Here is a 13,198-nt window from a genome sequence, read left to right on the forward strand (position 1 = left end):
GTATTTTTATTTAAAAGACCATTAATAAAACTTAGATCTCATATCCTTAACTTTATAGTTCTTCTTTAATGCCTGTACAAGGTAACTCATACAAGTACTGGAAGCTGTGTGTTTGTAAAATCTTCGGAAATTTTCGAGATTTGCTGCTTTTCCAGGGGTAGTTATATCTAACAACTTAGCGACATAAACACCACTTTCCCCTCGATAAGGGCCTCCAACATTTCCTTTACCTTGTTTAACAATCTGTGGAACTAAATCGGGTTCATAACCATAATCTGGAATCTGCTGACCATTAACAGTAGTTTCACTTGCTGAATCAACCTTCACTTCGTATTCTCCGTATTTCCCGTTAATATCTGTTACAGTTCCAATTTTAGATTTTAGGATCTCGAATTTTTTGTCTTTTCTGACGTCCTCTATCACAAGATCTCTCACAGCCGCTGCCTTTGGCAATCCCTTAGGATTAATTCCTGAAAGTGCAGCTACGATGAAACGATTAGTAAATTTTTTAACAGGGTCCTGTAGTGAATAAACTTCCGGAGAGACATCACCAACTTTTGTCTTTTTCTCAAATGCCCAGCGGATTATATCCCTGCATGTATTGCTGGCGTTTTCTCCAAGTTTGCCAAGCTTGTAATCATTCGCTTTTATATTGCCCGCCATCTCAAGCACATAGGTGTTTCCATCATCTATTGCTTTTTCCAAAGAAGCCAATGAATTATGTTCCTCCACCAACCTTTGTGCTTCACTTAATTTACTATCCAATACTTCATCTCCCGGCTGAATAGCTTCCACAATTGTACCTAATCGGATTCCTGGTTGTTTACTGATGAATTTTTGATCGGTAATCTGAATGAGGTGCAGACCAAACTGAGTCGGTACTACATATAGTTTTCCTGTCTCACCTTTATAGAATATAATATCGTTGAAAGGCTTAACCATAGTACCAAGGGTGGTATAACCAAGATCTCCACCTTTAATGCCAGAACCAGGATCCTGGCTAAATTGCATGGCTAATGAGTCAAAACGTCCCTTACCACTCTCAATCAATGTTTTGAGACTATCGATTAATTTAGAAGCAGATGCGTACTCTTCTCTCGTACTCACCCGACGTAGAATATGACGGGATTTTACTGAATCCGGAAGAATTTTTTTGCCTAATATCTTACTTAATCTATACTCACCAGCCTCCACATATGGTCCAAAAACATCTCCGACATTCATGTTCAATATGCTGTCTTTGATACTTAAAGGAATTTCAGAAGTAGTAGAATAGGCCTCATCCCATTTACCTAAATTGGTTACAATAAAAGTTGAATCCTTTGATGCAATGCGAAAAGACTCCTTTTTATCCTCAAGAATTTTTCTGATTGCTGCAGAATCGGAAGAAGAAGGTGAAACAGAAATTACAGCATACTTGATATCTCTGGTTTCTTCATCATTTCTAAAAATGGACGCTTTTTTAGCAATATATTTCTCAATGTCTTCATCCTTGATGTCCAATTCTTCATTTTTAATCAAATCATAAGGTAATCTACTGAATACAAAACTCACCTTGGCATTACTTTCTTCAAAGTGGCGTTCTACCATGAAATTAGGCATGTATAAAGCATTTCGGACAATGTTTTCCAACTTTTTACCCATTCTGTCCTTGATTATTTCTTTTTCCTGAACAGCCCAGAACTCTTTAGCTTCTGGCGGGAGGTCCTGGTTCTCAATACCTTTTTGGAATTGATTCAATTGTTCCCTCAATACCTGACCTGTATTAGGATCCCTGAAATTTCTTTCAATTATAGGAGAAAGGTTGTTGCCAAATTCTAACTCACGAAGTTCGGCCTCACTAACACCAATACCGTTATATTTTGACTCTTTTTCAAAAATAGCCCTTTCTAAAGCCTGATGCCATATGTACTCTTTTCGACCAAAAAAGTCAACATCAGCATTACGGTACAAAACATTTTCAGTTTTTTGAAATTCTTTCCAACTGATTTTTTCACCCGCTACCTCCCCAATACTATCCGGGTTATTAAAAAACCAGGAAGACCTTCCGGAACTCATGTCCATTACAATAAAACCCACTAATGCCAGTGCCATCAGCACTGTTACTACCCATAGACGTTTTCTAATACTCGTAATTAATCCCATTCTGATTTACTTATTTGTCTGAAAATCAATATATTATAATAATAAAAAAGACTTTTTGAAAGGGTTTCCAAAAAGCCATGCAAAGGTAATAGCTTTCTGCCTGATTCCCAAAGAGATCAACACAAAATTCAATCATTTTTCCAAGTTTTTGGTCTAAATTCTCATATGAGCAAAATGTCTTGCACATAAGCTCCTTGATTCCACAAGGTTCAAACCCTAGATTGGTAATGTTGGATCATTGTCCCTATGGATAGTATTATTCAAGCATGCTTACAAGAAACCATTAAAAATACAAGCCCACGCATCTAAGATTAGCTTGATGTGTTTTTTATTTAACATATCTGTCCATTTAAATTCAATTTTCTTTACTCAATGACCATAAAAACTGAATTCATACCCATTTTATTCAAAGCTGATTTTGTTAAAATGGTCCAGTAATTTTTTGGTGATGGCTTGTCCGACTAGATTTTTGATTTCTTCACTGTCTGCAGATTGAATTTGCTTTACAGAACCAAAATGGCTCAATAATTTTTGGGCTGTTTTTTCACCAATACCCTGAATTTCGTTCAGTTCAGTACGAATCATTGATCTGGACCTTTGGCTCCGGTGAAAACTAATTCCAAATCTATGCGCTTCATTTCTTAATTGTTGGATAAGTTTTAGGCTTTCGGATTTTTTATTGATGTGTAAGGGAACAGGATCTTCCGGAAAATAGATCTCTTCAAGTTTCTTGGCAATACCTATGATGACCAACTTTCCTCTCAGACCCAGTGCATCGATAGATTTCATGGCAGATGATAGTTGACCCTTTCCTCCATCAATGATGACTAATTGTGGCAATCTTGCATTTTCGTCCAACAACCGTTTATATCGGCGAAATACTACCTCTTCCATGGTGGAGAAATCATCCGGACCAATCACTGTTTTCACATTGAAATGTCTGTATTCCCTTTTAGAAGGTTTTGCATTTCTAAATACCACACATGCAGAAACTGGATTTGCACCCTGTATGTTGGAATTGTCAAAACACTCAATATACAGAGGCATATCTTCCATATTGAGATCTCTTTTTAATGTACTAAGTATTCGCTCAGCCGGGGATTGTTTTGCTGTCCTGTTAATCTTTTCCTTCCTTCTTTGCAAAAGAAAATATTGTGAATTCTTTTCAGACAACTCAAGCAATTTCTTTTTATCCCCTCTTTGAGGAATTGTAATGATGGGGTTTCCCTCTTGAGGATTAATCAAAAATGGAACAATAATTTCGGGAGCAATACTATTGTACTGATTGCGAATTTTTTCAACAGCAAGTGACAACATGATGGAACTATCTTCTTCAAGGTTGATATCCGCCTCTATAGTAATGGTTTGATTGATAGATCCATTTATTACCTTCATAAAATTGATGTAAGCGTTTTCTTCATCTTGTGCTATCGAAAAGACATCTACATCTGCAATAGATGTGCTTACTACAGTACTTTTACTTTGATAATCTTCCATGACCATCAGTTTTTCCTTCCATTGCTGGGCTTTCTCAAAATCCAGTTTCTCTGCACATGTAGACATCATTTGAAAAATATAATCTTTCACCGGCTTGAAATGACCTCTAAGAATATTTTTAATTTGCGCAATCCGTTCATTATAAAGTAATGCCTCCTCAAGACCAACACAAGGCCCATTACAATTTTTAATGTGATACTCCAGGCAAACCTTGTATTTATTTTTTAGTATCTGCATTTCAGACAAATTCAGTGCACATGTTCTTAGAGGAAATAATTTTTTAACCAAATCAAGTATGGTCTCAGTTCTGTGCTTGGATGTGTAGGGTCCAAAATAAGTTGACCCATCCCGAATTACTCTTCTGGTGAAAAATACCCGTGGAAAGGATTCATTTTTAATACAAATGTATGTATAACTCTTACCATCCTTTAGCATTACATTATACCTAGGTTGGTTCTTTTTTATTAAAGTTGCTTCCAGCAGTAATGCATCATGTTCAGTCTCAACAAGCGTATATTCAATTCGATGAGCTGTTTTAACAAGTGCTTTGGTCTTCCCGGTTATTTGCTTTTTGTCGCCAAAATAAGAGCTAATTCTGTTTTTTAAATTTTTTGCTTTACCAACGTATAGAATTATCCCTTTCCCATCCAAAAACTTGTAAATTCCAGGTTCTCCGGGCAAAATAGGTGCAAGACTTTTATAATCTTCAAATGTCATTCAAGCATAAATTTATGTATAGAAAAATACCCTAAAGTCATTTGTTAATCACATTCCAATTTTTAAAGGCAAATAAATGCTTGCCACGAAAGAATTTTTTTTCTATAAATGTGAGTATTCTATATTTCAACTTTTCATGTTTCATTAAATTTCTTTTTGGTTTATAAGAAGAATTAAAATTTAATTCCTCTGCCCAATTAAATTTAAGCATGAAACTATTCATCACTTCAGGATGAGTTTCCTTAAATTCATTTAGCCTGGAAAGATTTCCATAATCAAAATTTATCGATTTACTATTGTATTCCTCCTCCACCTTGGATGGGTCATGATACATTTTATCCATAGCCCTTGACTTGGTTTGCATTAAAGCAGGTGGTCTTACCCAACCATAGTGGTAAATTTCTGCAGGAATTCGAACCACATTTAACTTACTGGTTTTATTTTTTTGTCGATAATGTTCAAAATCGTCCGGATTCACTTTTTTAAATGACTGTGCATCTCCCCATGATCTTATTTCCGGAATGTTTCGAATAATACGAATTTCATTTTGATACCAACCATGATCATCTATAAAATGAGAATAATCACCAAAAAAATGTTTATACCCAAATAAAAATCCATCTACATTTACATCATTCAAATATTTTTCACAATAAGTTTTAATAATGGTATGATATTTTTCATGCACCACTTCATCTGATTGCAAATATAATAACCAATCACCATTACAATTTTCTTTTGCAATATCTGTCTGGTGCGCATATTCTGTACCATTGGGAAATTTCGCAGCATCCCAAAGTGTATGTATTATTTTAATTTTTTTGTTTTCAATGGAGTTCAGCAGCATGGGCGTAATATCGTCATCATCTCCTTTTCCTAAAGCAATCACAAATTCATCCACAATAGGTAAGATGGACAATATGGACTCCACTAAAGGATAATAAAGTTTTGCGGTATTCCGCATAAAAGTAAAACCGCTAATAGTCATTTTAAATACAAACTATTGCTTTATAAATACCCATTTTATAATTTCACTTATACTTGCTTTTTTTCCATACATAAGTATTCCTGTTCTGAAAATTTTCCCGGCCATTAGAACAACTAGATAAGCAAAACCAAATAGAGCAAACAAGGATACGGCAATTCTCCAAAACGGAGGATCAAAAGGAATCATAGCTGGCATCACAATTGGTGAAAACAGAGGAAAAATACTTGCAAATATGGCCAGGTTACTATCCGGTTCTCTTATGGCCTGAAACATTATGTAAATGGCAAGGATTATGGGAATACTTACAAACATGGTCAGAGACTGAGAATCCTGGACATCATCACCAACAGCCGCCCCAATGGCAGCGAACATAGCAGCATAAACAAGATATCCACCAACAAAATAAAGTAAAAACATGATAAAAATATTCAACCAATTCAAATTGCCTAATTCCTGTATGACAAACTGAATATTCTCCATTTGTTCAACAGATTGATTCCCCATGTTGGTGCTCATTTCCTGCATGTCCTGTGGCTTGAGACCCGAGAAGGATAAAACAACTAAATAAATCATTGGAATCAGGATTAGCCAAATCAAAATTTGGGTTAAGCCAACCAACCCAACCCCAATAATTTTACCGAGCATGAGATCGGATGCTTTTGCAGAAGATATAATGACCTCTACTATTCGGTTGATCTTTTCTTCAGTTACAGCTCGCATAACAGATGCTCCATAAAGAAAAATAATAAAAAATATAATATAACCCATTACACCTCCTAAGATGGTTGCTATCTTAGAAGTATAACTTGATTTATCCTGTACGTCATCTGATATGGGTTCGGGATCAATGGCTATATCTGTTTCAAGTTTTTCCAATTCACTTTGATTAAGATTTAGGATCTTCATTTTGTGTGATCGAATGCTTGCATTAAGGTATTTACTCAACCTGGATTCCATTTCAATATCCAAAGTCTTATCAGAATAATAATATGCAGTATAGTTTTTTACCTCTATTCCTGCAAATTTAGGAAGAACCAAAATTGCATCCAGTTTGTCTTGTTTGCATTTTTGCTTTAAACTGTCCAATGGTTCATTAGAGGAGGTAAATACAAACCTCTTCGTGTTCTCAGGAACGTTCATATTTGCCTGGCTTTGATCAGAAATCACCACCCTGTATTGTTTATCACTTTCATTACTGAAAATGAACATTACAACAATAAAAAATAATAAAAATCCTAATGGGGTAAGTAGCGTAGTTAAAATAAATTTTTTATTTTTTACCCTTGTGCTGTATTCCTTACTAATGATTAATCCGAGTTTACTCATGGTTGGATTCATTTACGGTACGTATAAAAATATCATTAAAAGTGGGAAGTATCTCACTGAATGAGACGATCTGTAAATTTCTTGAAATCAATAACTGGAGCACTTGATTTGGCGTTTCATCAGGACGCAACTTAATAACCATACGATGTTGTTCGTGAAGAATGGTTTCAAATTGAGTCGATAAATCAGATGGAATTTCAGTTTCGAATTTGATTTCAAAAACATGTTCCTTATATTTTTTTCTGATATCTAGAACCGGCCCGCTCAAGACAACTTTACCTTTATTGATGAGCACAATTTCCTCACAAAGCTCTTCGACTTGTTCCATTCTGTGGGTGGAAAACAAAATACTGGCCCCTTCATTTTTCAGTTGAATAATTTCATCTTTTATAATATTTGAATTTATAGGATCCAATCCGGAAAATGGTTCATCCAAAATGATAAGCTTTGGCTTGTGCACAACAGTTGCAATAAATTGAACTTTTTGGGACATTCCTTTAGACAATTCCTCCACTTTTTTACCCCACCAAGACTGAATATCCAGTTTTTTCATCCAATGAACGACAGATCGTTCTGCTTCAATTTTGGAAAATCCTTTTAAGCGGCATAAATAGATAAGTTGTTCTCCTACCTTCATTTTTTTATAGAGTCCTCTTTCCTCTGGCATATATCCAATAGAAGGATTCTGTAAGTCGGATATATTTTGACCCATTAAAAGCACTTTGCCTGTATCAGCCCTTGTAATACCCGTAATGATTCTGATCAATGAAGTTTTGCCAGCCCCATTTGGACCAAGTAAACCAAATATACAGGATTCTGGTACATCAAAACTAACTTGGTTAACAGCCTTAACATTAACATATTCCTTGTTTACCTTATCTAGATGTAATAGTGAATTCATTGTATTTATGTTTAAAGCAGCTAATGTAAAGAGAGAATCTTATTCAATGGATATTTTAAAAGAAAAGCTTCTAAAATGTTCTAAATTAAAAATATCATAACTTATTCAACTAAATCTCAGAAGTATGCAAATTATGGGGTAAATCTGTACATTTCACTATTATTCATTTTAATATCAATCTTTTTGAACTTTTTGAGCTTAAAAAGTGTCCCATTGATGTGTGATTGCCTATTCAGGGCAACAATTTGGTAGGTATTGTTATTTTTTTATTAAACAATTTTATGAAAATGAAAAAGTTATTATTTATGGTCACCTTGTTTTGCTTTTCTGGGAGATTAATCCTGGCCCAGGTAAGTGAGGTAAGTCGTCAAATGAGTCTTGGGGTGCAAAGTGGTATTAAAGTTACCATTCCAGAAGCATCATCTAAAATGATTGAAAAAGTGTGGAAACGATACACAAAAGATTATGGCAAACTTGCAAAAAATAAAAAGGCAGACGAGTTATATATCAATGGCGCTGTGATTAAAACTATTTTTAGCACTAACCCAATGGACATTTATTCTTTGATTCTAGATTCTGAGATTGTTGCTTTCTTTGATTTACAATCCGGATTCTTGAATTCAAATAAGTATCCCAATGAATTTGAACAAGCAAAAATATTTATGACTGAATTTGGTTTTGAAGTTCAACGTGAAATGGTTCGGCAAGAACTTGATAAAGAAGCTGAATTGCTAAAAAAGATCAATAAAAATCTAGAAAAATTAAAAAAAGATAACATAGCATATCATAAAGACATAGAAGAAGCTAAGTTAAAAATCAAGAAAGCAGAAGAGAATATTGTTAATAATGAGAAAGACCAAGTCCGAACGAAAGCAGACGTGGAGACCCAAACCAAAATCGTTGGCGAGGTTCAAAAAAAATTAGATAATATAGGAAAGTCAAAGTGATATATATTAAATAAATAAATATACAAAAAATATTTTAACATCCAAAATCTTAAAAGCACTCTAATTGAGTGCTTTTTTTTTATTGCTCAATTTCTCTTCCAGCAAACTAAGCATCGATTAATATTATAAAAAAGATTAATAATAGCTTGATAATGAAGGCTGCATTTAAAACACGAAATTCATATTATAGAAAATTTGAATTTGTAGCAAAAAACCTATAAATTTGACCAGCTTTTACCAACAAGTTTTCCACAGTAAATAAAGTCTTTTTAACATTACCCTTTTTTTATATGTAATTTTTTATTGATGTGATACAGCTTATTTTTGCCACTGATTTTAAAACATGAGCAATTCACTTACCAATCCTAATAAAAGTTTTAGTGCTACTCCGGGAGGAAAGCGCCCGGCTGATTTTTCTAGTTTGGCTTATGAGCGTTTACAACCACAAGCCATAGGACTCGAAGAAGTTGTATTGGGCGCTGTAATGATGGATAAAGATGCCATTTCAACTGCTATGGAAATTCTTCGGCCTGAGTCGTTCTATAGCCCTGTGCACCAAACGATTTACAAGGCAATGCTGAAATTGTTTGAGCATTCACAACCAGTGGACATTCTGACCGTAACTGAAGAACTTAGAAAAATGGAGGAATTGGAAACCATTGGTGGCCTTCCTTACATACTTGAATTGTCCAACAAAGTAAGTTCTTCTGCCAATACAGAATATTATTCCAGAATTATTGCCCAAAAATATGTTCAAAGAGAACTGATTCGAGTCTGCAGTTTGATCATAAAAGATGCATTTGACGATACCAAAGATGTTTTGGACATGTTGGATTTGGCAGAGCAGAGTCTTTATGAAATCACCGATAAGAACCTCCGAAAAGGATATAAAACCGTTGCCTCTCTTGCGAGAGAAGCCATGAAGCGTTTGGAGGAACTTTCACATTCTGCAGAAGGTATAACCGGTATTCCTTCTGGATTTCCCAACCTGGATAAGCTTACCTCTGGGTGGCAAAAATCGAACTTGATCATCGTTGCAGCCAGACCAGGAATGGGTAAAACATCCTTTACGCTTGCACTGGCTAGAAATGCTGCGATGGACTATAAAAAGCCAGTGGCTCTATTTTCTCTTGAGATGAATAATTTAGAGTTAGTAAATCGTCTCATTTCCATGGAAGCGGAAATAGAAGGTAGCAAAATGCGTAATGCCAAACTTGAAGAGTACGAATGGACACAGCTTAATTTTGCTATCGAAAAACTCAGTGAAGCGCCAATTTTTATAGATGACACCCCATCCTTAAATGTTTTTGAACTTCGGGCAAAATGTAGAAGATTGCATCAAAATCATGGTATTACAATGGTAATTATCGATTACCTGCAATTGATGACTATTGGCGGTTCAGATAAAAGAAGCAGTCGTGAACAAGAAATTTCATCCATATCCAGAGCATTGAAAGGCCTTGCAAAAGAATTAAACATTCCTGTTATTGCACTTTCTCAGTTGAATCGACAAGTGGAAACAGGGACTGGAAATAAGCGTCCTCAACTTTCACATCTTAGGGAATCAGGAGCGATTGAGCAGGATGCGGATATGGTTATGTTCATTTATCGCCCTGACTATTATGAATTGGAAGATCCCATGGAATCTGTCCGAGGTCTCACTGAATTAATTATTGCCAAACATAGAAATGGGGCTACCGATACCGTTAAAATGGTTTTTAAGGAACAATTTGCTAAATTTGTTCCTTATGATGAAGAACAAGGTATGTTTGGTTTAGGTTCTGGACCTAATGTAAGAATCATTCCTTCTAAAATAAATGATGAAGATACCATCCCGTTCTAAAACCTTAAAAAAAGCCGGAGACGAACCGATGAGGTTAAATAAATTTGTCGCTCATTGCGGCATTTGTTCCCGTCGCCAAGCCGCAGATCTTGTAAAATCAGGAAAAATATTGGTTAATGGTAAGGTTGAATCCAATCCTGCTTATGAGGTTCAATCTGCAGATAAAATAAGTTATGATGGTAAAAACATAAGGCCAGAAGAAAAGAAAGTTTACATCCTGATGAATAAGCCAAAAGATACCATAACAACTTTGAAGGATGAAAGGACGCGTAAAACAGTTATAGATCTATTGGAAGGAAAAGTTGAAGAACGGGTTTATCCCGTAGGTAGATTGGACAGAAACACTACCGGCCTATTGTTATTAACCAATGATGGAGAACTCTCACAAAAATTATCACACCCTTCACATAAAGCTAAGAAAATCTATCATGTTGTTCTAGACAAACCACTTACAAAAAAGCATTTCGAACAAATTGCTCTTGGCATAATGCTGGAGGATGGTAAGGCTGAGGTAGATGGAATAGATTTCGTTGAAGGAAAGAAGGATGAAATAGGAATAGAAATTCACAGTGGAAAAAACCGTATTGTGAGAAGAATATTTGAACACCTTCAATATGAAGTTAAAAAATTGGATAGGGTTTATTACGCCGGACTCACTAAAAAAAATCTTGCCAGAGGAAGATTTCGTCATTTGACCACCCAAGAAGTTATTATGTTAAAGCATTTTGTTAAGTAGTCTTTGACAAAGAGTGTTTCATAAGTTTTTTTAAATATTATGTCTTAAATGTAAAAGGTCTGAAAATTCTCATTTTCAGACCTTTTACGATTTTGCAAAAAGTAACTAAAAGTTTCTGTTGTAAGTCAATAATAGTTGTTGTATAATATTAACCCTCCTTCCGGTGGCAGCACTCAATCCACCTATTGCATCAGCATCCGTTATAGAATTTAATTTATCATGATCATAAAAAGCATCGGCTTTAAACTGAAGATTGAATCCCTTGAATATTTCAATTCCAATTGTATTAAACCAATTAACATCAATATTCTGTGGCTCATTCAAATAATTCGAATAGAGAATCAACTCACTGTTATAATTTAATCTTTTAAAGAATTTGTTAGAATATCCTACTCTAGCCATAGCGCCTAATCCTAATTGGCTTTTTTCATACTCATTACTGTTTTCCTTCTTTTTAGTTCCATGAACCCCCAAATTTGCTATATTCTGGTCAGCTACGTAAATTAATTTTAGTGCCGAAGGAGATAAGAAAGCATACCAATTCTTAGACTTCTGATATTTAATACCAGGTGCTAAGGTGATATTTGCAGGATTAAAAAGTTTGGATACTAAAGTAGTATTATACACTCCTTCATTAGTTGGACTTAGATATGTTTTCTTGCTGGCACTATCTACATGAGAAGGTAGTAACTGAGAAATCATAAGGAAGTCTGCAGAATAAGCCCATGGGGAATTTTCTTTAACCTGGTAGGCAAGATTAGATCCTACTGTAAAAATATCTAAAGCCTTCTCAAATGGAATACGCTGATCAGATCCACTTGCTATTATACCAGATCCAATTCGCTGAGTACTTAAGTTAAAATTTATATCATTCTTCCATTTAAGCAGATTTCTTTTGTAGTTTGCAGAATAGGCAATTGCACCACCGATTCCAATCCTATTGGATCCACCCCCAATATAAGGATTCACATTAATTAGTTGACCTAAGTCTAGACCTATACCTGCCTTTTTTACCCATCCTTCCTTGTCCTCAAGCTTCATCGATGCCTCCATTTTAGCCTTGCGTTCGGCTTCCTGAGCAGCCTGATTCATCTGGGCATCTGTTTGAGCATTCATGTTCAAACTAAATAGAATTAAACTAAAGAATAATAGTCCTTTTTTCATAGTAAAGTGGTTTTTAGATTTGTGTATCTATTATTTAAAAACATTTAATAATAATTGTAAAAAGCTATTTCAAAGGTAAGCTAAGTTCCTTTTATGCGCAAATTTTTATCGCAACAATCAAAAACCATTTTTGAATGTTGAATCTATTTCATTCGAATTTAATTGATTAATTGACTATACGATAAAATCACAATATTGAAAATTTAAATTAGTTTTGAAATATATTATCAAAAATAAAATGAGTGACAATTTTTTAAACATTTCAAATAATCGACCAGAAAATATATTACAAATTTTTTGAAGACCTTTTTTTGTTCCTTTGTTACATATTGTTTAATCCTTCTTAAACCAAATATCTGGTCAAAGTCTTATTCCATTAACTTTCAAAAATTAATCTTAGTTGTAATAGGATATTTAAATGGTCCTACAGCCATTGTATAAGAAAATCAACTTCCGAGAAATATCTTGATAATTATGCGTAATTTCTCTTTAGGCTAAAAATTGCATATACTATCATTTTATCATTCTAAAACTTATCTATACATTACAAATAAAATTTGCAATCCAAATCTAATATTTAACTCACCAAAATCAAGATTGTATGAATCACATTTCTGAGATAGCTTAAAATTAAACCTTATTCTGGAAACTAGTAAAAATAAGAAAATCCAAAGGTGTCTATTCCGACCAATGATCATATTGTTCATTCAAACACATTATTAAACATTAATTTGAGAAATCGAATACAATATCAACCTTTCACATAAATTTATCCCGGATCAAAATTAACATTCGGTATATATCCCTAACACCAATATACCTTTGCATTTCTTTAAAACCAAAAAGTGTTGAACTAAAGCCATTTCCCTGCAAGGTATTATTGGTCAAAGGAACGTCCATCAGAAAATATATTTAGCTTTGCAATTTATTGTAA

10 protein-coding genes are annotated in these 13,198 nt (G+C 34.3%); 3 read left to right on the plus strand and 7 right to left on the minus strand.

The window, feature by feature from the left end; all coding sequences use genetic code 11:
- Positions 1–21: 21 nt before the first annotated feature.
- The 5 genes from IPJ83_00565 to IPJ83_00585 form a co-directional block, all read right to left on the minus strand.
- Positions 22–2,145: a peptidylprolyl isomerase gene (locus IPJ83_00565; GenBank protein ID MBK7879040.1), complete on the minus strand. Its 2,124-nt coding sequence runs from the start codon at positions 2,143–2,145 to the stop codon at positions 22–24.
- A 402-nt stretch (positions 2,146–2,547) separates the two neighbouring features.
- Positions 2,548–4,359 carry an excinuclease ABC subunit C gene (locus IPJ83_00570; protein MBK7879041.1) on the minus strand — a complete coding sequence of 604 codons (1,812 nt, stop codon included), beginning with the start codon at positions 4,357–4,359 and terminating at the stop codon, positions 2,548–2,550.
- A 37-nt stretch (positions 4,360–4,396) separates the two neighbouring features.
- A complete protein-coding gene (locus IPJ83_00575; protein ID MBK7879042.1) occupies positions 4,397–5,347 on the minus strand; it encodes a hypothetical protein in 951 nt (316 codons plus the stop codon).
- Between the two features lie 12 nt (positions 5,348–5,359).
- Positions 5,360–6,673, minus strand: coding sequence for an ABC transporter permease (locus IPJ83_00580; GenBank protein ID MBK7879043.1), 1,314 nt, complete (start codon positions 6,671–6,673; stop codon positions 5,360–5,362).
- Positions 6,666–7,574, minus strand: coding sequence for an ATP-binding cassette domain-containing protein (locus tag IPJ83_00585; protein MBK7879044.1), 909 nt, complete (start codon positions 7,572–7,574; stop codon positions 6,666–6,668). Before IPJ83_00585 ends, IPJ83_00580 begins: the two co-directional genes overlap by 8 nt.
- 287 nt (positions 7,575–7,861) lie before the next feature.
- Here IPJ83_00585 and IPJ83_00590 point away from each other — a divergent pair, with 287 nt between their 5' ends.
- The 3 genes from IPJ83_00590 to IPJ83_00600 all read left to right on the plus strand — a co-directional run bounded on the left by IPJ83_00590 (position 7,862) and on the right by IPJ83_00600 (position 11,100).
- Positions 7,862–8,521: a hypothetical protein gene (locus tag IPJ83_00590; protein ID MBK7879045.1), complete on the plus strand. Its 660-nt coding sequence runs from the start codon at positions 7,862–7,864 to the stop codon at positions 8,519–8,521.
- A gap of 343 nt (positions 8,522–8,864) precedes the next feature.
- Complete coding sequence (dnaB, locus tag IPJ83_00595) at positions 8,865–10,364, plus strand: replicative DNA helicase (protein ID MBK7879046.1); 1,500 nt, start codon at positions 8,865–8,867, stop codon at positions 10,362–10,364.
- A complete protein-coding gene (locus IPJ83_00600) occupies positions 10,339–11,100 on the plus strand; it encodes an rRNA pseudouridine synthase (GenBank protein ID MBK7879047.1) in 762 nt (253 codons plus the stop codon). Before dnaB ends, IPJ83_00600 begins: the two co-directional genes overlap by 26 nt.
- Before the next feature lie 105 nt (positions 11,101–11,205).
- Here the strand turns inward: IPJ83_00600 and IPJ83_00605 are convergent, their stop codons facing one another.
- Positions 11,206–12,264: a DUF3078 domain-containing protein gene (locus IPJ83_00605; GenBank protein MBK7879048.1), complete on the minus strand. Its 1,059-nt coding sequence runs from the start codon at positions 12,262–12,264 to the stop codon at positions 11,206–11,208.
- Between the two features lie 759 nt (positions 12,265–13,023).
- On the minus strand, positions 13,024–13,164 hold the full coding sequence (locus IPJ83_00610) for a hypothetical protein (protein MBK7879049.1): 141 nt from the start codon (positions 13,162–13,164) through the stop codon (positions 13,024–13,026).
- Between the last annotated feature and the right edge of the window lie 34 nt (positions 13,165–13,198).

The organism is Candidatus Vicinibacter proximus, from assembly GCA_016713905.1.
GTDB lineage: Bacteria > Bacteroidota > Bacteroidia > Chitinophagales > Saprospiraceae > Vicinibacter > Vicinibacter proximus.

What these genes read in the sequence shown, in the direction of transcription:
- IPJ83_00605 (MBK7879048.1), bottom strand. Translation starts at nt 12,264, where the DNA reads ATGAAAAAAGGACTATTATTCTTTAGTTTAATTCTATTTAGTTTGAAC.
- IPJ83_00600 (MBK7879047.1), top strand. Translation starts at nt 10,339, where the DNA reads ATGATGAAGATACCATCCCGTTCTAAAACCTTAAAAAAAGCCGGAGAC.
- dnaB (MBK7879046.1), top strand. Translation starts at nt 8,865, where the DNA reads ATGAGCAATTCACTTACCAATCCTAATAAAAGTTTTAGTGCTACTCCG.
- IPJ83_00580 (MBK7879043.1), bottom strand. Translation starts at nt 6,673, where the DNA reads ATGAGTAAACTCGGATTAATCATTAGTAAGGAATACAGCACAAGGGTA.
- IPJ83_00590 (MBK7879045.1), top strand. Translation starts at nt 7,862, where the DNA reads ATGAAAAAGTTATTATTTATGGTCACCTTGTTTTGCTTTTCTGGGAGA.
- IPJ83_00565 (MBK7879040.1), bottom strand. Translation starts at nt 2,145, where the DNA reads ATGGGATTAATTACGAGTATTAGAAAACGTCTATGGGTAGTAACAGTG.
- IPJ83_00575 (MBK7879042.1), bottom strand. Translation starts at nt 5,347, where the DNA reads ATGACTATTAGCGGTTTTACTTTTATGCGGAATACCGCAAAACTTTAT.
- IPJ83_00610 (MBK7879049.1), bottom strand. Translation starts at nt 13,164, where the DNA reads ATGGACGTTCCTTTGACCAATAATACCTTGCAGGGAAATGGCTTTAGT.
- IPJ83_00585 (MBK7879044.1), bottom strand. Translation starts at nt 7,574, where the DNA reads ATGAATTCACTATTACATCTAGATAAGGTAAACAAGGAATATGTTAAT.
- IPJ83_00570 (MBK7879041.1), bottom strand. Translation starts at nt 4,359, where the DNA reads ATGACATTTGAAGATTATAAAAGTCTTGCACCTATTTTGCCCGGAGAA.